The following is a 22,467-nucleotide window of genomic DNA, read 5'->3' as shown; positions in this document are numbered from 1 at the left end:
TGCGCTTCGGGCATTGCGGGCGCTGAACCCCTCCGAAGCGCCCGGGGGGCAAAGCGTTCCGGCAGGATTTGACGAAGGATCCGGGAAGTTACGCTGCGGCTTTGCGGAGCTGGCCATGCGAGTTTTCGCCCTCACATTGGCGTCTTTCATCGTCGCGGCCTGCAGCGATCCCGGAAGCGATGAGGATCGCGAAAAGACCCTGCCCAATGTCAGCATGGCCAATGTCAGCGTGGACTCGTCGGAACGAGCCGCTGATGCAGTGGACACGACGGACGGGCCGAACGAAGCCGGTTTGGCGGACACTGTGTCCGATGCGATGTTTCAGGACGATTTCGCGCGCGCGGCCCGACTCATGCAGACCGAAACGGATGAATACGGACTGTTCCCGCAGCACTATCCCTTCATGGGGCGAAGCCTGGCGGACATCGATCCGGCATCCGCTCGGACACCGAAAACTTGCGCCGATGCGCATGTCGAGACGTTGCGGGACGGCGCGGTGGAGGCCGTGCTGGAAGCTGCCCGCGACCACCGCATCCTCATCGTCAACGAAGACCATGCCGTGCCGCAGCACCGCGCTTTCATCCGCCGTTTGCTACCGGGGCTGCGCGATACCGGGTACACCCACTACGCTGCGGAGACCTTCAGCCGGTTGGAGGATGAAAAGCCTATCGAGCACGAGGCATGGCAGGCGGCCGTCACGGCGCGCGGTCACCTCAGGCCCGAAGATGGATATTACACGCGCGATCCTGTCTTTGCCCGAACGGTCGCGGATGCACTGTCGCAAGGTTGGGTTCCGGTCGCCTATGAGAGCGAGGCGCAGGCTCCCGAGGGGACGAGATCGGCAGACCGGATCGCATTGCGCGAGACTGAACAAGCCCGCAATTTGTGGGAGCGCGTGCTGCAGGACCCCACCGCGAAGGTTCTGATCCATGTCGGCCACAGCCATGCCCGCGAGACACCGGATTTAAGAGGCAATGTCTGGATGGCGCAGCGGCTGAACGAAGACTATGGGCTGGATCCGTTCACGATCGCGCAGACCGGATGCGCCGATCCAGAGGATGCGCCGGGTTGGCGCTACAGCGTGCCCGCCGCGCAGAGCGGTTTCGACCTGCTCGTCCATTCCCGGCCGGAGACCTTTGATGATGGTCGGCAGCGCTGGCTGGACGGCGACGATACGCGCCGGGTCGCCAGCGACAGCTTCATTCCCCAATCGTCGCGCGACGATTGGGTCGTGATCGAAGCGGCGGCGCGCGGTGAGCCCGGAAACCTGGTCGACCGCGTGCTCGTCAGGCCAAACGAAACCGTCGATCTGATCCTGCCACACGGGCCGTTGTACATAACGGTTTATGGAGAGGGGCGGACGGTTCTGGCGGAAACGCAATATCCACCCGACTAGATGACCGCCACGCCCATCCCGGCCCGCAGCCGCGGCAACAGGGCCGCCATGTCCGGCGCGGCCAGCGCCAGGCAGCCCAATGTGGGGCGGTGGTCGGGCTGGCGGCAGTGGACGAAGATGGCGGAGCCGCGTCCGGGGATCGGCGGGTCATCGTTGTGGCTCAGGACCAGCACGACATCGTAGGCGCCGTCCGCGCGCCAGAGGCGCTCATGGCTGGCCGGGTAAGGCAGGGCGACGAAGCGGTTGTAGGCTGCATCGTCCGGAGCATCGCACCACCCATCGTCCGTGCGGATCGCATGCATCGTCAGGGCGGTGCTCGGTTCGGGCAGGCGATCGGCCCGGTAGAAGCCGAACCGCAAATGGTAGGGGCCAAGCGGGGTTTTGGCGTCGCCTTCATGGCCTTCGGCCGCCGGGACGGTGCCTTCGCGTCCGAAACCGAACGGGGCCGTCCAGTCGTCCAAGGTCGCCAGACCCGCTTGAGTATCGAACTGGACCGACCGGTTCACAACAACGTCACCTGCGTTTTACTCTCGCTCACTATTCCATGATTGGCGCATCGGCGGGCTCTGGTCTAGAGACGCCGCCATGTCTGTGAAAAAACGTATTCTAATTGTCGACGACGACGACGCGCTGCGCGAGGAGCTGACCTCCCAATTCGCCTTTTTCGATGAATTCGAGACCATCTCCGTGGCCAATGCGACCGACGGCATACAAGCCGCTGAGACCGGCAATTTCGACGCCATCGTGCTCGATATCGACCTGCCGGACATGCAAGGAACCGACGCGTGCGCCGTGATGCGCAAGCACGGCGTCGCCGCGCCGATCATCATGCTGACGGGCAATACGGGCGAGGCCAGCGAAATCCTCGGCCTGAACAGCGGCGCCAACGACTATGTCACCAAGCCGTTCCGCCTCTCCGTCCTGATCGCACGTATCCGGGCGCATCTGCGCAGCTTCGAGCAATCCGAGGACGCGACCTTCCGCATCGGCCCCTACACCTTCAAGCCGTCCGCCAAGCGCCTGACCCCGCCGCAGCCCGAAGACGGCAAAACCGTGCGCGACATCCGCCTGACGGAGAAGGAGACCAACATCCTGAAATATCTCTACCGCGCCGGCGGCAAGCCGGTCGGGCGGGACGAGTTGCTCGAAGAGGTCTGGGGCTACAATTCCGGCGTCACCACCCATACGCTGGAAACCCATGTCTACCGTCTGCGCCAGAAGATCGAACCGGTGAAGGGCCAGGCGTCGATCCTGCTGACGGAAGCGGGCGGCTACAGCTTGGCGCACGAATGAGCTCCAGCCGATAGGTTTGGGGCCCGCAAGCCTAAACAGCGTCCTGTCCGCGCGCCCCCACCTCATCCCGGGCTCGACCCGGACTCCATCTCCCAACTATTCCGGCCAGCCCAGCCACCCCGTGATGGACCCCCATGGGACCGCGCAATCGCGTCCCTGCCCGGATTGAGGGTAGTCAGTAACTTTATCAAATAATCCTGTGAACGAAAGGAAGCCGCGGACTTCAAGCGATGTGTCACACACCAGGCGGCGTCGGGCTGGACTCTCCGCGCGGCTTTTCGCCTTTGTGTCCAAGACGTGTTGTTTCCCTTCCCCGTCACGGGGAAGGGCGCGCGCCTCGTGTCGCCCGACACGAACAAGATGCGACAACCCCGTCATGGCCCGATGTCCGATGGTGCCGAAAGGGGTGCGCGCAAACCGGTCCATGCCCGAGACCGAAACACACGACCCGGGCGAGACACATATCAACCTTTTATCATTTGCAGCCCGGCGATTCGGAGCGAGTCCGGCCTCTGGCACGTATCAACAGGGTGATGCCGATCCCCGACAGACAGACCGCCCGAAACCCGGGCCTGATTCCGGATCGCATCGACGCTTGGTTCGAGGATCAGGGCTGGACCATCCGCGACTATCAGCGGACCATGGTGGAGCGGTTTGCAAGCGGAACCGATACGCTGCTGATCGCGCCGACCGGAGGCGGGAAGACGCTGGCGGGATTCCTGCCGTCTCTGTGCGACCTGGCCGACAAACCCAAGGACGCCCCGCACGCCCTGCACACGCTCTACATCAGCCCGCTGCGCGCGCTGACCAACGATATCGAACGCAATCTCATGCGGCCTGTGAGCGACTTGGACCTGCCCATCGAGATCGGCGTTCGAACAGGCGACACCAAGACCTATCAGCGCAAGCGCCAGCAGACCAAACCGCCGGATCTGTTGCTGACCACGCCCGAAAGCCTGATGCTGCTGCTGTCCTATGACAATGCGCCCGACTATTTCGCGTCGCTGCGATGCGTCGTGATCGACGAGATGCACAGCTTCACGACGGGTAAGCGCGGCGATTTCACGGCACTGGCGCTGGCGCGGCTGAAAAGCCTCGCGCTGGATCACGTCCGCTTCGGCCTGTCCGCCACGGTCGCCCAGCCCGACAAGGCCGCCGCCTGGCTCGGCCCGACGGGGCGGCCGGCGGACCGGATCGAAGTGTCGGGCGACACGCCGCCGCTGGTCACGATCATCGAGCCGGAAGGACGCTTTCCGCTGGGTGGCCACAGCCCGCGTTTTGCGGTCCGGGACATTTACGAGATCATCCGCGACCACCGCACCTCCATCGTCTTCGTCAATACGCGCGCCCAGGCCGAAGTGCTGTTCCAGCAGCTGTGGGAGGTCAACGAGGACGGCCTGCCCATCGGGGTCTATCACGGCAGCCTCGCGCGCGACCGGCGGCAGAAGACGGAGGCGCTCATATCCTCCGGCCAGATGCGGGCGGTCGTGTCGACCTCCGCATTGGAAATGGGCATCGACTGGGGCGATGTGGATGTGATCGTCCAGGTCGGCGCGCCCAAAGGCGTGTCGCGCCTGTTGCAACGGATCGGACGAAGCAATCATCGCATCGACGAAGCGTCCAAGGCCATTCTGGTCCCGACCAACCCGCTGGAAGTGGTCGAATGCGACGTCGCCATCCAGGCCATCAAGGACGGCCACCGCGACGGCGAGGACTATTCCGCCGGATCGATGGATGTGGTGGTGCAATATCTGGTCAACCGCGCTTGCGGCGGGCCGTTGAAGAAGCGTGAGGCGCTCCAGGAAATCCGTTCGGCCTGGCCGTACCGCGATCTGAAGAAGGCCGACTTCGACGCGATCCTTTCCTTTGCCGTGGACGGAGGCTACGCGCTGAAAAGCTATGAGCGGTTCCGTCGCCTGAAGAAAACCTCTCGCGGCTACACCATCGCCAGCCAGCCGCAAGCGCGCCGCCACCGCATGAATATCGGCACCATCGTCGAATATGCCAAGCTGAAGGTTCGGCGCATCCCCTCGCCCAAATCCAAGCGCGGCCGCGTCGTCGGCGAGATCGAGGAACGCTTCGTGATGAACCTCAACCGAGGCGACACGTTTGCCTTTGCGGGCGAAACGCTGCGCTATGAAGGCATTCGCGAAATGGCGGTGGAAGCCGTTCCGGCGCCGAAGGCGCGGCCCAAGATCCCGGCCTATGCGGGCGGGATGATGCCGCTGTCGAGCTATCTGGCGGAAGGGGTGCGCGCGGTGGTGGCCGATCCGGGCCAATGGCACCGCTTGCCCGACCAGGTGGAGCAATGGCTGACGCTGCAATCGCTGTTTTCTAACCTACCCGGCAAGAGCGGCCTGTTGGTCGAGAGCTTCTTCGACCGCAACGACCACATCCTGCTGGTCCACACCTTCGAGGGGCGCAAGGTCAACAATGCGCTGGGCTTCCTGCTGACCAAACGGATGGAGAAGCGCGGTCTGGCGCCGATCAATTTCACCATCACCGACTACGCGCTGACCATCACATCGCTGGAACCCGTCAACAGCCTCGATGGATTGCTCGATGCCGATATCCTGGAGGACGATCTGGACGACTGGATCGTCAATTCGCCGATGATCAAACGGTCCTTCCGCAAGATCGCGACCATAGCCGGACTGACCGAGCAGCGCCTGCCGGGTCAGCAGCGCACGATGAAGCAAGTGACGTTTTCGACCGACCTGATCTATGACGTGCTGCTGAAATACGAACCGGATCATATCCTGCTGCGGATCGCGCGGCAGGAAGCGGAGGGCGACCTGCTGGACGTCGAGCGGCTGCGCGGCTTTCTGCACGATGTGCGGCACGACACTGTATTTCGCACTTTGCCCCATGCCAGCCCCCTGTCTATCCCCGCCATGATGCAGGTCGGACGCGAACAGATTCGCGGCGACGCGCAAAACAGGCTGGTCGCCGAAGCCGGGCAAAGAGCCGGCAGCCACGTTCAGGATTACATGAACGGGATCGGCGACAGCCTGCTGGATCAGGTGAGGGATTATGTGGACAGGCGGGGGACATCGCTATCGGAAGACGCGGGAGTGGAGCACGCCTCCGCCGGTTCGGCAGGCGCCCGTGGAGCGGCTTGAATTCGCCGCGCGTTGCGGCCCCATCGTCTTCGACCACCGCAAGGGAGCGTTCCTGCCGGATTGCGAAACGCTGCTGGTCGCGGACCTGCACTTCGAGAAGGGCAGCTATCTGCAGGCGATCGGCCACGCACCGCTGCCGACTTACGACACACCCGACACGCTGGAACGGCTCTGCGCCCTGGTCGAGACGTTCCGGCCCAGACATGTCGCGGCGCTGGGCGACAGTTTCCACGACACGAAAGCGGGCGAGCGGATGAGTGCGGCCGACCTCGCGGCGATGAACGCGCTGGTCGCGCGCGTGCCCCGCTTCACTTGGATACTGGGAAATCACGATCCGGACATTCCGGACGGCTTGGACGGCGACCAGGAGGATCACATCGAATGTGGCGGCTTCCTGCTGACGCACCTCCCGACGGCGCCCTTGAAAAACGACGGCGTGAATGTCTGTGGTCACCTGCACCCCAAAGTGCGGATCTCCACGCGGCGGGCGAACGTCCCTGCCCCGTGCTGGGCCGTCAGCCGGGAGCGCATCATCATGCCGAGTTTCGGGACGTTCACAGGCGGGCTGGACGTGCGTCACCCGGCCATCGCGGACGAACTGCCGGGCGCCCGCGCTTATTTCGCGACGACCGGAAAGAGCGTGGTCGCGCTGGCGGGCTGATCGCCGTTTTCAAGGGCGGGCTGGTGCGCTAGGGGGCAGTCACATCGGGAATGAAAGGACATCTCCATGAGCATATTCGGTCTCATCATACTGGGCGCTGTCGCGGGCTTTCTCGCGAAATTGCTGTTGAGCAAGAGCAAGGAACCGCGCGGCTTCTTCGGCACCATCCTGACCGGTATCGCGGGCGCCTTCGCCTTCACCTATATCGGCGAGATGTTGGGCCTCTACACTGAAGGCGAGTTCGCAGGCTGGATCGGGGCGACCGTCGGCGCCGTGCTGGTCAGCCTGGTCTGGGCGGCGGTCACGCGGCGCTAATCACGTTAGGAAACGAGTCACGTCAGGAAACGCCGCCCCTTGGGCAGGCGCGCCGCCAGCTGCTGGGCGAGTGGTATGTCGGCCGGCACGAGCGGCAAGCGGGCGATGTCCGCCGCCCAGCCCCATTTGGTCGCCTGGCCTTCGGTCGGGCGGACCACCCCGTCCCATTGGCGACAGACATAGGTCGGCATGACGAGCTGGAACGTGTCGTAGGCGTGGCTGGCGAAGGTGAGCGGCTCCAGGCAGTCGAGACAGGGCTCGACGGACAGTTCCTCATGGAGTTCGCGCACGATCGTCTCTTCGGGCCGCTCTCCCGGTTCGATCTTGCCGCCGGGAAATTCCCACAATCCCGCATGATCCTTGCCGGGGGGCCGCTGCGTGACCAGCACACGGCCATCCGCATCGATCAGCGCGCAGGCGGCGACCCAGACGACGGGCCCGCGAAACCTCCCCGAGGCGGCTTTGTCGTTCACGAGCGGTAATCCGCATTGATGTCGATATAGCGGTGCGTCAGGTCCGACGCCCAGACGGTCGCCGCACCGTCGCCCAGCCCGAGGTCGATGGAGAATTCGATCTCGGAATTCCGCATATAGCTCGCGCCCAGTTCCTCGCGGTAGTCCGGATCGGGCTGTCCCTGCCTCGCCAACCGGTGCGGGCCGACATGGATGCTCAACCGATCGCGCTCGGCCGGTTCGCCCGCCTTGCCGACCGCCATGACGATGCGGCCCCAATTGGCGTCTTCGCCCGCCACAGCCGTCTTGACCAGCGGCGAATTGGCGACCGACTTGGCGATGGTCGCGGCGCTGTCGTCCGACACGGCACCGGTGACCTGAACCGTCATCAGCTTGGAGATGCCCTCCCCGTCGCGCACGATCTGCTGGGCGAGGTCGTGCATCACGGCCCGCAGCGCCAGCCGGAACGCGGCCAGGACGGGATCGTCGGCGCCCAGGACGCGCGGATGCTCCGCCTGTCCGCTCGCCAGCAGGAGCATCGTATCCGACGTGGAGGTGTCGCTGTCGACCGTCACGGCATTGAAGGTGGGGCCGGTATAGTCCGCCAGCAGCGCCTGGAGCACGTCTTGCGGCAGGTCCGCATCGGTCGCGACATAGGCCAGCATGGTCGCCATGTCCGGCGCGATCATGCCCGATCCCTTGGCGATGCCGTTGAGCGTGACGACCGTGTCGCCGATCAGCGCGGTCTGGGTCGCGCCCTTGGGATAGGTGTCGGTCGTCATGATGGCACGCGCCGCCGCCTCCCAGCCGTCGGGACGCATACGTCCTGCCATGTCCGGGAACTGCGCGACCAATTTGGAGGCGTCCAGCGCGACGCCGATCACGCCGGTCGAGGCGACCTGGACGGCCTCGGCTTCGGCACCGAACGCGTCCGCCGCACCTTTTGCCGTCTCCAGCACGGCATCCTTCCCGGCTTGCCCCGTGAACACGTTGGCCGTTCCGCTGTTGACGACGACGAGGCGCGGACCGTGCGTCGGTGCGTCCAGCGCGGCGCGCGACCAGTCCACCGGCGCGCCGGGACAGCGGTTCTGCGTGAACACGCCCGCAATCTGCGTCCCCGGGTCGCCGCGCAACACCCAGAGGTCTCTCCGGCCGCGATATTTCACGCCGGCTTCGGCCGTTGCCATGGTGAAACCGGCAACAGGCGGCAGGTCCGGGAAAGCGTCCGGCGCGAACGGGCTGACGATGTCGCTCATTCGCCGTCGGTCGCCTCACCAGCATCGACGGGAGCCGTCTCTTCCGGAGCCGTTTCTTCGGCATCCGCAACGTCGTCAGCCATGTTCTCGTAGAGCCGCTCCACATCGGCCCGGTCGCGCAGCCGGGAGACCAGCGCTTCGACCGCCTCGAACGTCATGAAGCGGGCGATTTCCTCGCGGGTCTGCTCGAAGGAGCGCGAATTGGGCGTGCGCGTGTCCAGCACTTCCAGCACGACCCAGTCCTCGCCCGAACGGACCGGGCCGGACCGGCCGCCGACCGGTGCGGAGAAAGCCGCGTCGGCGACCTCCTCCGGCAGCACCTTACGGCTGACCCAGCCGCGTTCTCCGCCCGCCTCGCGAGACTCCGCATCGGTCGAATGCTCGCGCGCCAATTGCTCAAAATCTTCCTCGTCATTGAGGCGGCGGACGATGTCCGTGGCCAGCGCTTCGTTCCCGACCACGATCTGGCGGATGCGGCGTTCCTCGCCCTGGCCGGCCAGTTCGCGCTGGGCGTCGTAGAGCTTGCGCACGGCCGCGTCGGTCACGGTCTCGTCCAGATGGGCTTCGACCCGGTAATTGCCCAGTATGCGTTCGCGCGCGGAGGCGAGCCGTCGCTGGACTTCCTGCGTCTGCGCCACCCCGGTCCGCACCGCATCGAGCGACAGCAGGCGCTGGTCGATCAGTTCGTTCACGGCCACGGTGAAGACGGGATCGCCGGTCGTGAGCGGGTCGTCTTCACCGATCAGCCCTTGCGCCTGGGCCGCGCGGCGCACATCCGTGCGGTAGATCGGCGTGCCTTCGACGCGCGCGACGACCACGTCGCCTGCACGGTCCAGCTTCGCCTCCGCGCCGTCCATGGGCGCGCTGGGCGGCGAACAGGCCGCCAAGGCCACCAGCAAGACGGACATCAGGGCGCTTGCCCCCATCCATTGCGCCGCTCGACCGGCAAAACGACCGTTCATCTACCTATTCCTTTCGATTCATCCTGCCCCGCTTCGTTGACTTAAGGGAGGGCCGTTCCTAAGTCACGCCAAAGCAAAAACGGCTCGCCGCCTGGACGGCAACGTGATTTTCCGACGAGCCTTTCCTGACGCCTTCAAGGACCGCCTCATGCTCGGCATCGCCAAGACGCTTTTCGGCTCGGAGAACGACCGCAAGCTCAAGAAGCTCCGCCCCATCGTGACACGCATAAACGCGCTGGAGCCCCGAATGGAGGCGATGAGCGACGCGGATCTCAAGCACCAGACGGTGCTGTTCCGCGAACGGCTGCAAAAAGGCGAAACTTTGGACAGCCTGTTGGAAGAAGCGTTCGCCACAGTGCGCGAAGCGGCCAAACGCACGCTCGGCCAGCGCCATTACGACGTGCAGCTGATCGGCGGCATCACGCTGCACCGCGGCGAAATCGCGGAGATGCGCACCGGCGAAGGCAAGACGCTGGTCTCGACCTTGGCAGCCTACCTGAATGCTTTGACGGGCCGCGGCGTCCACATCGTGACGGTCAACGACTATCTGGCCCGGCGCGACGCGGAATGGATGGGGCAGATCTACAACTTTCTCGGAATCACGGTCGATTGCGTGAACAATCACGATCCCTACGGACCGGGCCGCAAGGCCGCCTACGCCGCCGACATCACCTACGGCACCAACAACGAATACGGCTTCGATTACCTGCGCGACAACATGAAGCTGTCCACGGACGAGATGAGCCAGCGCGGCCATGTCTACGCCATCATCGACGAGATCGATTCCATCCTGATCGACGAGGCGCGCACGCCGCTGATCATTTCCGGGCCGACCGAAGATCGGGCCGAATTGTACCGCACGCTGGACGGGATCATCCCGCTGATCCCGGAGACAGGCTACGAGGTCGATGAAAAGGCCCGGTCCGCCACCTTCAACGAGGAAGGCAACGAGCAGCTGGAACAGATACTGCGCGAGCGCGAGTTGCTGGAAGGCGAGAGCCTCTACGACATCGAGAACGTCACCATCGTCCATCACGCCAATCAGGCGCTCAAGGCGCACCGCCTCTACACCGCCAACAAGGACTATATCGTCAAGGACGGCGAAGTGGTGCTGATCGACGAATTCACCGGCCGGATGATGCAGGGCCGCCGCCTGTCCGAAGGTCTGCACCAGGCGATCGAGGCCAAGGAAGGCGTCGACATCCAGGCCGAGAACCAGACCATGGCGAGCGTGACGCTGCAGAACTATTTCCGCCTCTACGAGAAACTGTCCGGCATGACCGGCACGGCGGAGACCGAAGCGGGCGAATTCGCCGAGATCTACAAGCTCGACGTTCTGGTCATCCCGACCAACCGCCCGATTCAGCGCATCGACATCGACGATGTCATCTACCGCACCGAGGACGAGAAGTTCGCCGCCATCGTGGACGAGATCGCGGAGGCCAAGAAGAAAGGCCAGCCCATGCTGGTCGGCACGGTCTCGATCGAGAAATCCGAGAAGCTGTCGCGCTTCCTGTCCGAGAAGGACGTGGAGCATCGCGTGCTGAACGCCCGCCACCACGAGCAGGAAGCCGAGATCGTCGCCCAGGCCGGTGTGCCGGGGGCCGTGACCATCGCCACCAACATGGCGGGACGCGGCACGGACATCCAGCTGGGCGGCAATCCGGACATGCGGATCGAAGCCGAGACCGAAGGCGTCGAGGATGAGGCCGAACGCGAGCGCATCGCGGAAAACGTCCGCAGCGAAGTCGCGGCCCTGAAGAAGACCGCCCTGGAAGCCGGCGGCCTCTATGTGCTGGGCACGGAACGGCATGAAAGCCGCCGCATCGACAATCAGTTGCGCGGCCGGACCGGCCGCCAGGGCGATCCGGGCACGTCGAAGTTCTATCTGTCGACCGAGGACGACCTGATGCGCATCTTCGGCGGCGAGCGGCTGAAATCCATGATGGGCAAGATGGGCTGGGAGGAAGGCGAGGAGCTGACCAACCGCTTCATGTCCAAGGCGGTGGAGCGCGCGCAAGGCAAGGTCGAAGCCCGCAACTTCGACATCCGCAAGAACCTCCTGAAGTTCGACGACGTGATGAACGACCAGCGCAAGACCATCTTCGAACAGCGCATGGAATTCATGACCGACGACGACGTGTCGGACGTCATCCAGGACTTCCGCCATCAGCTGTGCGAAGACCTGATCGAAAAACATGTGCCCAAGAAGGCCTATGCCGAGCAGTGGGACATCACCGGTTTGACGGATGCGGCGCGCCAGGCGATGAACATCGAATTCCCGTTTGGCGAATGGGCGGCCGAGGAAGGCATTGCCGACGAAGAAATGCTGGCACGGTTCAAGGAAGCCGCCGACCGGGTCGCGACCGAACTTTCGGCCGGCATTCCGGAAGACGAGATGCATCGCGTGGAAAAGCAAGTTCTGCTGCAGGTCATCGACCGCAACTGGCGCGAACATCTGCAGCAGCTCGATGCGCTGAAATCCGTGATCGGCATGCGCGCCTACGGCCAGCGCGATCCGCTCAACGAATACAAGTCCGAAGCCTTCACCCTGTTCGACAAGCTGCTCATCAGTCTGCGCGAAGACGTGACGGCGGCGATGTTCCGCCTGCTGCTCAACACGCAGGTCCAACGCCAGCAGCAACAGGCCCAGCAAAGCCAGCAACGGCAGGCCGACGCCATGGAAGCGGCACGGCAAGGCACGGAACGACTGAAGGCGCAAACCGCAACCTCGCCTGCAGGCGCACCCGCTCGGTCGCCCATGGAACTGATGGGCGCGGCCGCCGGCGTGGCCGAAGTCCAGGCCCGGAGCGGTGCGGACAACAGTCCCGCCTTGCAACCGAACGAGCTGGCGAAACTGTCGCGCAACGCCCCTTGTCCATGTGGGTCGGGCAAGAAGGTCAAGCAGTGCCACGGCAAGGTGGTCTGACGCAGCGCGACCGCTCATGCGCCGTCGCCGCTTGCGTCGGGTGCGCACTCAATCGGGCAAGACGCTTAACTTAATGCACATTTAACAGGCGTGTCTCATACGGCGTCGGGTCGATGTCTTGTGAAGTTCGCTTTCCAACCGGGCGATGCCTTTAAGTCGGCAAAGACTTGAGCAGGGAGCCCGTCATGAAACCATTCCAACTTTTAGCCGGCACCTTGTCTGCCGCTGCCGCGCTGATGTCCGTGCCGTCGGATGCGCAGGCCGATGATGTCGGCTGGTCCGTCGGCCTCGACTACGTCACCGACTATGTCTTTCGCGGCGCCAGCCTGGGTGCCGATTCGATCCAGCCTTACGTGGAAATCTCGTCCGGCGGTTTCACCGGCGGCATCTGGGCCTCGACCGGCGTCGGCGAAGGCTCGCAGGCTGCTGCCGACGAAATCGACTTCTATGGCGGCTACAGCGTTCCGCTGGACGGCTCGATCTCACTCGATCTCGGTGTGACCTACTATCACTATCCGCAAAGCGGCGACCTGCTGGAAACCGAAGACGGCGCAGCTGGATCGTACGAAGTGTCCGCTGCGCTCGGCTTCGGCGACGTCATGTTCGCCCCGTCCGTCGCCGCCTATTACGATTTTACGCTGGAAAACTTCACACTGGAAGGCGCGATCGGCCACAAGACTGGGTTCGATGAGAAAAACGCCGTGGATTTCGGCCTGACGGTCGGGCTCGTGGACGGCGACGGCACCTCCTACGAATGGGCGACGGCGACCGCCGCGCTCAGCCACGCGATCACGGAGGCGGCCTCCGTCTATGTCGGGGCGAACTATACGGTCAATTCCGAGAACGCGCTGGACTTCAACGCGCTGAACCGGCGCGACGAACTGCTCTGGTTCGGAACGGGAATTTCGACCCGCTTCTAGAGGTCTCTTCCAAGGGCAGACGGAAGGGACGGGCCGGACGGTTCGCCCGACCGGATCATTTTTTCCGTCCACATCCTATTTCGCGCCGCGCCTATTTCGCGCCGGGAAGCGTCCGGCCGATGTCGAGGAATTTCCCGCGGCGGCGCTCTCTCAGCGCTTGCGGATCGAGCGCCGACAATTCTTCCAGCCGGGAAAGGATCATCTTGCCGACCCGTTTGACGGCCTCTTCCGGCGCGCGGTGGGCGCCGCCGACCGGCTCCTTGACGATGCCGTCGATCACGCCCAGCCGTTTCAGGTCCTGCGCCGTGATCTTCATCGCCTTGGCCGCATCCTCGGCACGCGCGCCGTCGCGCCACAGAATCGAGGCGCAGCCTTCGGGCGAGATCACCGAATAGACGGAATGTTCTAGCATCAGCACATGGTCGGCCGTCGCGATGGCCACCGCCCCGCCCGAGCCCCCTTCTCCGGTGATGACGGAGACGAACGGCACGGACAGGGACAGGCCGCGGTCGATGGACCGCGCAATGGCTTCGGCCTGTCCGCGCTCTTCGGCACCCCGGCCCGGATAGGCCCCCGCCGTATCCACGAAACTGACGACCGGCAGGCGGAACCGTTCGGCCAGATCCATCAGGCGCACCGCCTTGCGGTAGCCTTCGGGCCGCGCCATGCCGAAATTGTGTTTCAGTCGGGTATCGAGATCCTTGCCCTTCTCGTGTCCCATGACGATCACGGAACGCCCGCCCAGTTTGCCCGGACCGCCGAGCAGGGCATGGTCGTCGCCGAACTGCCGGTCCCCGGCCAACGGCGTGAAGTCCGTGACAAGCTGCGCGACGTAATCGCTGAAATGCGGGCGACCGGGATGGCGGGCGACGTGCGCCTTCTCCCATGGGCCCAGCTTGGCATAGAGCTTCTTGAGCTCCTTCGCCGCGCGTCCGCCGATCTCCTTCGCCGCGGTCGGGTCGGATTCAGCCAGCGCGTCCGCCTGCTTGTCGAGTTCCGCCACGCTGCGTTCGAAATCGAGATAGGTCCGGGACATTCGGGCCTCTTAGCGTGCCGGGCGGGAAGGTCCAGCCCGCAAGCGTCCGCCCGCAATCGTCGGCAGGTTCATGGCCGGTAGTCGCGCCGCGTGATGCTGTGGCCGTAACGTTGCACGAAGCGGCGCTTGATGCGCCGGTCCCAGCTGGCCCGGTTGCCGGGCAGTTCGGCTTCCGCGTCCAGAACCGTATCCGTGAACCGTTTCGACGTCAGTGGTTTGGCGCCCTGGACTAGATCTTCGCCGCGCACGCCGGCACAGAAATCCCATTCCGCGCAGAGCGCGTCCAGCAACAGGTCGAGATCGCGGATCAGGTCCGGGTCGCGCGGGTCCTTTTTGCTCATTACGGGTGCCTCATGACGATACCGCCTCGCCGGACGTTTCCGACAGCGGATGGGCGGCTTCGACCAGCGCCTTGAGGCGTTCGTCAAGAATGTGCGTATAGATCTGGGTCGTGGAGATGTCGGCATGGCCGAGCAGGGTCTGCACCGCCCGAAGATCAGCGCCGCCTTCGAGCAGGTGCGTCGCGAAAGCGTGGCGCAGAACGTGCGGACTGATCCGGGACGGTTGCAGCCCGGCGTCGCGCGCCAGATCCTTGAGCATCTGAGCGAAGCGTTCACGCGTCAGGTGGCCGCGTGTGCCGCCGGACGGAAAGAGATAGGGCGCGGCGCGGTCGCGGGTCCCGGACGCCTTGGGCAGGGTCGCATCGCGCGCCTCGGTCCAGGCTGCCAGGGCTTGCAGCGCAGGCGGGGTCAGCGGCACCAGCCGTTCGCGCCCGCCCTTGCCCCGGATCATCAGGCAGCCATCCCGGCGGCGGGTCTGCACGACTTTCAGCGAGACGAGTTCGGAGACGCGCAAACCCGCAGAATAGAGGATTTCCAGCATGGCGGTCAGTCGCAATCCCTTGGGCGTTGTGTCCGACGCGGCTTGGTCCAGCAGGCGGTCCACATCCTCGCGGCTCAGCCGCTTGGGCAAGGGCTTTGCCGCCTTGGGGGCGCGCAGGCGGTGGGCAGGGTTATCGGGGCGCAATCCTTCGGTTTGGGCGAACAGGCAGTATTGCTTCATGGCCGAGAGTTTTCGCGCGGCGGTCGACGCGCCCAATCCAGCCTCCGCCCAGCCCGACAGGACGCCTTCCAGATGGCCGGTCGACGCGTCCAGAAGACCGCGCGGCGCGAGCGCGGCCGACCAGTCGCGCAGGTCGCGCCGATAGGCGGACAGCGTATTGGCGGCCGCGCCGCGTTCGGCGCTCATCATCTCCAGGAATGTGTCGATGCTCACGGCCGGCTCACGCGCCGCCGAGACCGCGCAGATATTCGAACGCGGCGAGCTGTCCGGCCGTATCGGCGAACCCGGCCTCGCGCAGGCTGCGAAGAACGCGGTAGAGCGCCGCTTCGTCGCCCGTTCCCGCATCGTTGAGGATATCCGCCAGCCGCAGCAGGCTTTCGGCTTTTGCGGCCCGGTCGACCGCGTGGTCCACGGCGACCCAGTCGAGAACCGGCGCGCCCTCGCCTGCGGCCATTCCGGCCTCGCGCAACCGGGTTTCGACGGGTTCCGTCAGGTCCGCGCCGAGCGCGAGCGCAAGCATCACGTCCTTGACCGCTCCGTCGCGGCCGTCGCTGAGAGCCGCGTCCAGCCCGTCGCCCAAGGGACGTCCGATGAACCCGCCGCCCAGTGCGTCGGACGCTAGCGCCAGACGCTCTTTCGCTCGCACATCGTCCGCGCTTTCGAACAGGGACCGGATCAGATCGATATCGCGGCTGATCACGGCATAGCGCGCGAACAGCGGCAAATCGGCCGCGACCATGCCCGCCGGGTCCAGAACGGCCGGAATGCGCGGCAGCACCGCGTACGGGTTCAGCCCGTCGGCCTCAGCGCGGCGCACGAAGGCTGCGGCCGCGCGCGCATTGCCGTCCCGGCCGAGCACGAACAAGCGCGCCGTGCCGATTTCGGACCGGTCGGCGATCGCGTCGGTCAAATCGTAGAGGGGGGCTGGGTCGGGGTCGGCCGCCGGGAAGAGCGGCGTGGGCCGTAACGCGGGGTCGTTGCCGGCGAGCCCGTCATCGGCGGACTGGACGCTTCCGCCATCTTGACCGTCAGGACCCAGGGCGAGCGCCGTCATCATGGCGTCCAGCCCGACCGCGTCCTGGGCGAGCGCCTCGGCCCAGAAACCGGACGGCGGATCGGGGATGACCAGTTCCGTCTCCTCGCCACGGTCGCGCAGGATATCGCGCGCCAGATCGGCGGAAGACGTTTCGCCGCGTAGCGTATGGCAGCCCGCCCGCAGGCGCACCCAGAAGGTCTCGCCCCGGCCTCGCTGCACCGTGTCGGATATATCGCAGGCCGCGGCCAGATCGCCTTGGGTGATGTGGGCTTCGGCGCGCAGGCGTGGATCGCGCGCGGCCGGATTGCGCGCGGCGAAGCGCGCATACTCGTCGGGATTGGCCAGGTCGCGTGCCGCCGCGATCCGGCTGCGCTCGAACGCGTCCGCCGCACCTTGGGGCGGAACGAGGCCGGACAATACGACCCGGCGCAACATGTCGCGCACGACGGGATGGTCGGTGTCGGCCGGCATGGCTTCGAGCAACCGCACGGCGCGCGCGGCCGAGGTTCCAGCCCAGGCGTCGGCCGCCAATTCGTCGGCAATGTCGATGCCGGGCGCGAACGCCTTGGGCGCGTCCAGTTCTTCGGTCTTTATGGATTGCGCGTGCGCGACCACCGCCGGCACCAAGGGAAGGGACAAGGTCGCCAGAACCGCGGCGACGGAAATGCGGGCTCTAATTCCCATAGCTATCGGGCAGGTCGATGGAACGAACATCCTTCGGCGCGGTTTCTGGTCCGACGGATCCGGCCAGCCAGACCATGAGGCCCAGCACCAGAACGAGGACAACCCCGCCTATGATCATCAATTTCTTCATGACGGTCCTTATCCCGTTTGAAAGTTGAGTCCGGGTTGATATGCCCATACTCTCCAATGACACCTACCACACACTGCGGCGCAGTCCGCAGCATAGAGAGAGACTTTGACAGACCTCCGGGCCGCAGCAGACATAGGGGCCTTATCCCCCAATGAGAGCCCCGACGGCAAGGGCTTGCAACCGTTCCGTTACCGCCCGCTTGCGCTTGTCGGGCTGATGGGCGTCGGAAAGACGACCGTGGGGCGACGGCTGGCCAAAGTCATGAGCCGGAATTTCCGCGATTCCGACGAAGAGATCGAACGCGCGTCGGGCCGCACCGTGGCGGGCTATTTCCGCGATCACGGCGAGGCCGCTTTCCGTGACGGCGAACGCCGTGTCGTCGCCCGGTTGCTGGAGGAGAGCGCGCTCGTCCTCGCTACAGGCGGCGGTGCCTTCATCCATCCGCCGACGCGCAAACTGCTGCTGGAACGCGCGCTGGTGATCTGGTTGCAAGGCGATTTCGAAACCATCATGGAGCGCGTCTCGCGCAAGAATACGCGCCCCTTGCTGCACGTGCCCGATCCACGGGCCCGCATGCGCGCCCTGATGATCGAGCGCGAACCGCTCTACGCGCAAGCGCATATCACCGTGCCCGTGTCCAAGGGCCCGCACATGCGCACGGTCGGGCGCATCGAGAAAGCGCTGGACATGTTCCTCTCCGCGGAAGGGAAGCCGGCATGACGGCGGACACCGTGCAAGTCGAGCTGGGACCCCGGAGCTACGACATCGTCATCGGGGCGGGCACGCTATCGCGGCTGGGCGATCATCTGCGCGCGACGACCGGATCGGACCGCGTCGCCGTCGTCACGGACGAAACCGTCCACGCCCTTCACGGTGCATCCATCGCCAGCGCCCTGTCGGATTTCCGCACTCATGTGATCGTGCGTCCCGAAGGCGAGGCGCAGAAAAGCATGGAGGGTTTGGACGCTGTGCTGGATTCGCTGTTCCGCGCGGGATTCGACAGATCGGATACGATCCTGGCTTTCGGCGGCGGCGTGATCGGCGATCTGACCGGATTCGCCGCCAGCGTCTTCAAGCGCGGTGCGACTTTCGTGCAGGTCCCGACCACGTTGCTGGCGCAGGTGGACAGTTCGGTCGGCGGCAAGACGGCAATCAACAATGCCTATGGCAAGAACCTGGTCGGCGCCTTCCATCAGCCCCGGCTCGTGCTGATCGACACGGACCTGCTGCAGACGTTGCCCGAACGGCAAGTCAAGGCGGGTTATGCCGAAATCGTCAAATACGGCCTGATCGACCGGCCGGAATTCTTCATGGCGCTGGATGACGAGCTGGGCGCGGATGTGCTGGCACTCGAACCGGCAGCCCTGCGCGAGGCGATTTCCGTCTCCTGCACGGCCAAGGCGGCGGTCGTGGCGCAGGACGAACGCGAAAGCGGTACCCGCGCCCTGCTCAATCTCGGACATACCTTTGCGCACGCCCTGGAATTGCAGGCCGGTTACGACGGCGGCCTGCTCCACGGAGAAGCCGTCAGCGCAGGCATGGACATGGCGTTCGAGTTTTCGCACCGGCTCGGTCTCTGCCCGGCGCAGGAGGCGTCGCGGATCCATCGCCATCTGTCGCGGCTCGGCATGCCCACCCGCGCCGACATGGGGCTGTTCCTGTCGGACCCTGCCGCGTTGATCGACCATATGAGGCAGGACAAGAAGAATGAAGGCGGGCGATTGACGCTCATCCTCGCACGCGGCATCGGACAGAGCTTCATCGACCGGTCCGTATCCGAACCCGACCTGCTCGACTATTTGAAGGATATCGCCGCCCCCATGGACATCCGATCGTGAGCGCCTTTCTGGAACCTCAGAACTTGATCCTGGTCGGGGTGATCCTGACGCTGCTCGTCTGTTCGGGGTTCTTTTCGTCATCCGAGACCGCGCTGACGGCTGCATCGCGCGTGCGCATGCACGCGGCGGAAAAAGACGGCGACAAACGCGCCACCATCGTGTCGCGCCTGATCAATATGCGCGAAAGGCTGCTGGGCGGCATCCTGTTGGGCAACAATCTGGTCAACATTCTGGCGTCCGTCCTGACCACGACCTTGTTCACCAACATCTTCGGCGACAGCGCCTTGGCGCTGGCGATGGCGACCGCCGTCATGACGGCGTTGATCCTGATCTTCGCCGAGGTCCTGCCCAAGACATACGCCATTTCGCAGCCCGACAAACTGGCCCTGATCGTCTCCCGGCCGATCAGCCTGATCGTGCGCATATTGGGACCGATCGTGTCGCTGGTGCAGTTGATCGTGAACGGGGTGCTGCGTCTGTTCGGCATCGACACGGATGCCAGCGCCTGGACGGCGGCCGACGAAATCAAAGGCGCGGTCGACCTGCACCTGCAGGAAGGCGGCGTGGCCAAGCGGGCCCGCGACCAGATCTACGGCGTGCTGGAAATCGGCGAACTGACGGTCGAGGATGTGATGATCCACCGCTCCAGCCTGTCCATGGTCGATCTGGAAACGCCCAACAACGAAGTGCTGAAAGAGGTCCTCGCCTCGGGCCATTCACGCCTGCCCGTCTATTCGGGCGACAGCGACAATGTGGTCGGCGTCATCCACGTCAAGGACCTGCTGGCGGCGCTGGCCAGAACCGGCGAATTGTCCGGATTGGAGGTGAAGAAGCTGCTGCGCGATGCCTGGTTCGTGCCGGAGACGACATCCGTGGTGAAACAGCTGCGCGCCTTCCAGAGCAAGCGCGAACATTTCGCGCTGGTCGTGGACGAATACGGCGCGCTGATGGGCGTGGTCACGTTGGAAGACATTCTCGAAGAGATCGTCGGCGACATCCAGGACGAATATGACGAGGAACTGGAAGGCGTGTCGCGATTGAAAGACGGCGGGGCCGTGGTGCGCGGCGATGTCGCGATCCGCGACCTGAACCGAGCCATGGACTGGAAGCTGCCGGACGACGAAGCGGTCACCATCGCCGGGCTGGTCATTCATGAATCGCAGACCATCCCGACGGCCGGGCAGACCTTCGCCTATCATGGCTACCGCTTCGAGATCCTGACCCGCGAACGCAACCAGATCCAGTCTCTGCGCGTGCGCAAGACATTCGAACCGGACCAGAGGAAGGACGGGTGAGACGCGCAGCCATTGCGGCACTCGCACTTCTGTTGACCGGCGGTTGCGGCACGGGCGTGCTGACGCCCGACACCCGCATAATCGTCGGTGCGACCTTCGTGACGATGGAAGACGGGCCCGCGCCCGAAGCCATGCTGATCGAAGACGGTCGCATTGCGGCGCTGGGCTCGGCCGACGCTCTGCGCGCTCGCAATCCCGGCGCGGTTCTGACCGACCTGACGGGCCGGACGGTCATTCCCGGCATCGTGGACAGCCATGCCCATGTCGCGGAACTGGGGCTCGATGCCGCCAAGGTCGATCTAGTCGGCGTCGCCACAGTCGAAGGCATGGTCGCGCGTATCCGCGCCCAACGGCCCGAAGCGGACCCCGGCGCATGGATCCTGGGTCAGGGCTGGGACGAAGGAGCCTTCGCCGATGCGGACGGCCCCGGCGGCTATCCGACGACGGAGGCTTTGACCACCGCTTTCCCAGACACGCCGGTCGTGCTGGAATCGTTGCATGGGTTTGCCCTGATGGCCAATGCGGCCGCGTTGGCGAAGGCAGGCATCACCGCCGCCACACCCGACCCCGAAGGCGGCACCATCCTGCGCGACGAGGACGGCCAGCCGACCGGCGTGCTGCTGGCGCTCGCGCAGAAGGCCGCGCTCGACGCCGTGCCCAAGCCTGAGCCGGACAGGGTCGAAGCGGCCATTCTGGACGGGTTGCAACGGCTGGCGGCGGCCGGCGTCACGTCTGTTCATGAGGTCGGAATGGACGACATGTCGGTCGCGGCCTTTACTGCACTGGCCGAAGCGAGCGATCTTCCGATCCGGGTTTACGGTCTGCTGGACGGCAATGATGCGACCCTGATGGAAGACTGGTTCGCGCGCGGACCGCTGGACGATCCTGACGACCGGTTGGACATTCGCGGCATCAAGATATTCTACGATGGCAGCCTGGGCTCGCGTACCGCCCTGATGGAAGCGCCCTACACGGACAGGCCTGAGGCCGCGCGGCCGGTGGCGCGCATTTCCATGGCCCGTGTGGAAGAACTGAGCAAACGGGCGCGCGACACGGGTTTCCAGATGGCGGTCCACGCCATCGGCGATGCGGCGACCGACAATGTCCTGCGCAGTTATGAACGCCGTCTGGCCACGGAAGACGGCCAGGTTGCGGATCATCGTTGGCGCATCGAACATGCGCAGGTTTTCCGGCCCGATTTCCCGGAGCGGGCGAAAGCTTTGGGCGTGATCGCCTCCATGCAGCCGAGCCACGCGCTCGGCGACAGCAACTGGGCTGAGGACCGGATCGGCTCCCGACGGATCCGCCGCGCCTATGCCTGGCGGACCTTGCACGAGGCGGGCGTCCCGCTGATCCTGAACTCCGATCTGCCGGGCGAGCCCTGGATGCCGATGCAGACCCTGCATTTCGCCACGACCCGGACGCGTTTGGACGGCACACCCGAAGGCGGATGGTATCTGGGCCAGGCATTGGACCCGGAGACCGTCTTGCGCGCCATGACCTTCGAAGGCGCTCGCGCCGCCTTCCAGGAGGAAGCGATCGGCAGCCTGGCCCTGGGCAAGTGGGCGGACTTCGTCGTTCTCAGCGGTAATCCGCTGACGCAGGATCCGCGGACGATCACGATCGAAGCCACCTATGTCGCAGGCCGGACTGTGTTCGACCGCAATGCGGCCGGTGAAAGCGCTATCCAGGCGCGCTGATGGTCAGGCGCAGCGCATGCAGCTGCGCGACTTCGTCGTCGATCACCTCCATCACGGCCCGGTGCCGGGCCAGACGCGACAATCCGGCGAAATCCTGCGCTTCGATCGCTATGTGGACATGGCTCGGCCCATCGCCGAACTCTGCCGCATGTTCGGCTGCGCCGCCATGTCCGGCATGCAGATGGGATTCGTTTTCAACCGCGAGCTGAGACAGCGTGAAAGCGTGGCGCAATTTCGCTTCGATACTGTCGAGAACATCTGTCATACGGGGCCTCTAATCTATCCCGGCGATGCTGGCGAGCCGCCATCCTCTCTTGATTTCACCCGGCTTCATCGCCATGTTGCGCCGTTCCGAATTCCACCTTCACGCGACAGACCGG

21 protein-coding genes are annotated in these 22,467 nt (G+C 65.0%); 11 read left to right on the top strand and 10 right to left on the bottom strand.

Annotated features, from left to right (window positions below; all coding sequences use genetic code 11):
• The first annotated feature begins 115 nt into the window (after nt 1-115).
• Entirely contained in the window at nt 116-1,396 is a 1,281-nt protein-coding gene (locus tag Q0718_RS06225; RefSeq protein ID WP_298915086.1) for a hypothetical protein, read from the top strand.
• On the opposite strand, the gene Q0718_RS06220 is transcribed toward Q0718_RS06225, so the two are convergent.
• Nucleotides 1,393-1,902 carry a L,D-transpeptidase family protein gene (locus Q0718_RS06220; RefSeq protein ID WP_298915084.1) on the bottom strand — a complete coding sequence of 170 codons (510 nt, stop codon included), beginning with the start codon at nt 1,900-1,902 and terminating at the stop codon, nt 1,393-1,395. The two genes, Q0718_RS06225 and Q0718_RS06220, sit on opposite strands and share 4 nt — an antisense overlap.
• Before the next feature lie 79 nt (nt 1,903-1,981).
• Between Q0718_RS06220 and Q0718_RS06215 the strand changes: the two genes are divergently transcribed.
• The 4 genes from Q0718_RS06215 (at nt 1,982) to Q0718_RS06200 (ending at nt 6,787) form a co-directional block, all read left to right on the top strand.
• On the top strand, nt 1,982-2,689 hold the full coding sequence (locus Q0718_RS06215) for a response regulator transcription factor (RefSeq protein ID WP_298915082.1): 708 nt from the start codon (nt 1,982-1,984) through the stop codon (nt 2,687-2,689).
• A gap of 533 nt (nt 2,690-3,222) precedes the next feature.
• On the top strand, nt 3,223-5,811 hold the full coding sequence (locus Q0718_RS06210) for a ligase-associated DNA damage response DEXH box helicase (RefSeq protein ID WP_298915503.1): 2,589 nt from the start codon (nt 3,223-3,225) through the stop codon (nt 5,809-5,811).
• Nucleotides 5,798-6,472, top strand: a complete 675-nt coding sequence (pdeM, locus tag Q0718_RS06205; protein WP_298915080.1) for a ligase-associated DNA damage response endonuclease PdeM — start codon at nt 5,798-5,800, stop codon at nt 6,470-6,472. The genes Q0718_RS06210 and pdeM overlap by 14 nt, the downstream gene beginning before the upstream one ends.
• 66 nt (nt 6,473-6,538) lie before the next feature.
• Entirely contained in the window at nt 6,539-6,787 is a 249-nt protein-coding gene (locus Q0718_RS06200) for a GlsB/YeaQ/YmgE family stress response membrane protein (RefSeq protein ID WP_298915078.1), read from the top strand.
• A gap of 17 nt (nt 6,788-6,804) precedes the next feature.
• Here the strand turns inward: Q0718_RS06200 and Q0718_RS06195 are convergent, their stop codons facing one another.
• Genes Q0718_RS06195 through Q0718_RS06185 form a run of 3 tightly spaced genes read right to left on the bottom strand, consistent with a single transcriptional unit; the run spans nt 6,805 to nt 9,457 of the window.
• Entirely contained in the window at nt 6,805-7,260 is a 456-nt protein-coding gene (locus Q0718_RS06195; protein ID WP_298915076.1) for a (deoxy)nucleoside triphosphate pyrophosphohydrolase, read from the bottom strand.
• Nucleotides 7,257-8,495, bottom strand: a complete 1,239-nt coding sequence (gene argJ, locus Q0718_RS06190) for a bifunctional glutamate N-acetyltransferase/amino-acid acetyltransferase ArgJ (protein ID WP_298915074.1) — start codon at nt 8,493-8,495, stop codon at nt 7,257-7,259. The genes Q0718_RS06195 and argJ overlap by 4 nt, the downstream gene beginning before the upstream one ends.
• Nucleotides 8,492-9,457 (bottom strand): peptidylprolyl isomerase, encoded by a 966-nt coding sequence (locus Q0718_RS06185; RefSeq protein ID WP_298915072.1) that lies wholly within the window; start codon nt 9,455-9,457, stop codon nt 8,492-8,494. The genes argJ and Q0718_RS06185 overlap by 4 nt, the downstream gene beginning before the upstream one ends.
• A gap of 148 nt (nt 9,458-9,605) precedes the next feature.
• Here Q0718_RS06185 and secA point away from each other — a divergent pair, with 148 nt between their 5' ends.
• Complete coding sequence (gene secA, locus Q0718_RS06180) at nt 9,606-12,386, top strand: preprotein translocase subunit SecA (RefSeq protein WP_366523837.1); 2,781 nt, start codon at nt 9,606-9,608, stop codon at nt 12,384-12,386.
• Between the two features lie 185 nt (nt 12,387-12,571).
• Nucleotides 12,572-13,306 carry a TorF family putative porin gene (locus tag Q0718_RS06175; RefSeq protein ID WP_298915068.1) on the top strand — a complete coding sequence of 245 codons (735 nt, stop codon included), beginning with the start codon at nt 12,572-12,574 and terminating at the stop codon, nt 13,304-13,306.
• Nucleotides 13,307-13,397: 91 nt separating this feature from the next.
• On the opposite strand, the gene Q0718_RS06170 is transcribed toward Q0718_RS06175, so the two are convergent.
• From Q0718_RS06170 to Q0718_RS06150, 5 genes are all read right to left on the bottom strand, one after another.
• Nucleotides 13,398-14,342 carry an acetyl-CoA carboxylase carboxyltransferase subunit alpha gene (locus tag Q0718_RS06170; protein ID WP_298915066.1) on the bottom strand — a complete coding sequence of 315 codons (945 nt, stop codon included), beginning with the start codon at nt 14,340-14,342 and terminating at the stop codon, nt 13,398-13,400.
• 68 nt (nt 14,343-14,410) lie between these two features.
• Nucleotides 14,411-14,683 (bottom strand): hypothetical protein, encoded by a 273-nt coding sequence (locus tag Q0718_RS06165; RefSeq protein WP_298915064.1) that lies wholly within the window; start codon nt 14,681-14,683, stop codon nt 14,411-14,413.
• Between the two features lie 10 nt (nt 14,684-14,693).
• Nucleotides 14,694-15,617 (bottom strand): site-specific tyrosine recombinase XerD, encoded by a 924-nt coding sequence (locus Q0718_RS06160; protein WP_298915062.1) that lies wholly within the window; start codon nt 15,615-15,617, stop codon nt 14,694-14,696.
• 7 nt (nt 15,618-15,624) lie between these two features.
• A complete protein-coding gene (locus Q0718_RS06155; protein WP_298915060.1) occupies nt 15,625-17,124 on the bottom strand; it encodes a hypothetical protein in 1,500 nt (499 codons plus the stop codon).
• A complete protein-coding gene (locus tag Q0718_RS06150; protein WP_298915057.1) occupies nt 17,114-17,254 on the bottom strand; it encodes a hypothetical protein in 141 nt (46 codons plus the stop codon). The genes Q0718_RS06155 and Q0718_RS06150 overlap by 11 nt, the downstream gene beginning before the upstream one ends.
• 105 nt (nt 17,255-17,359) lie before the next feature.
• Between Q0718_RS06150 and Q0718_RS06145 the strand changes: the two genes are divergently transcribed.
• From Q0718_RS06145 to Q0718_RS06130, 4 genes are read left to right on the top strand one after another with little or no spacing between them, the layout of a single operon-like run.
• Nucleotides 17,360-17,974, top strand: a complete 615-nt coding sequence (locus Q0718_RS06145; RefSeq protein ID WP_298915054.1) for a shikimate kinase — start codon at nt 17,360-17,362, stop codon at nt 17,972-17,974.
• Nucleotides 17,971-19,092, top strand: a complete 1,122-nt coding sequence (aroB, locus tag Q0718_RS06140; RefSeq protein WP_298915051.1) for a 3-dehydroquinate synthase — start codon at nt 17,971-17,973, stop codon at nt 19,090-19,092. Before Q0718_RS06145 ends, aroB begins: the two co-directional genes overlap by 4 nt.
• A complete protein-coding gene (locus Q0718_RS06135; protein ID WP_298915048.1) occupies nt 19,089-20,387 on the top strand; it encodes an HlyC/CorC family transporter in 1,299 nt (432 codons plus the stop codon). The genes aroB and Q0718_RS06135 overlap by 4 nt, the downstream gene beginning before the upstream one ends.
• On the top strand, nt 20,384-22,087 hold the full coding sequence (locus Q0718_RS06130; protein ID WP_298915045.1) for an amidohydrolase: 1,704 nt from the start codon (nt 20,384-20,386) through the stop codon (nt 22,085-22,087). The genes Q0718_RS06135 and Q0718_RS06130 overlap by 4 nt, the downstream gene beginning before the upstream one ends.
• Here Q0718_RS06130 and Q0718_RS06125 read toward each other — a convergent pair.
• A complete protein-coding gene (locus Q0718_RS06125) occupies nt 22,071-22,352 on the bottom strand; it encodes a BolA family protein (protein ID WP_298915042.1) in 282 nt (93 codons plus the stop codon). The two genes, Q0718_RS06130 and Q0718_RS06125, sit on opposite strands and share 17 nt — an antisense overlap.
• Between the last annotated feature and the right edge of the window lie 115 nt (nt 22,353-22,467).

Origin of the sequence: uncultured Algimonas sp. (assembly GCF_947498175.1) — a bacterium.
Lineage (GTDB): Bacteria > Pseudomonadota > Alphaproteobacteria > Caulobacterales > Maricaulaceae > Litorimonas.
Note: the sequence above shows the minus strand (reverse complement) of the source record. Positions and strands in the feature narration are given on the sequence as shown.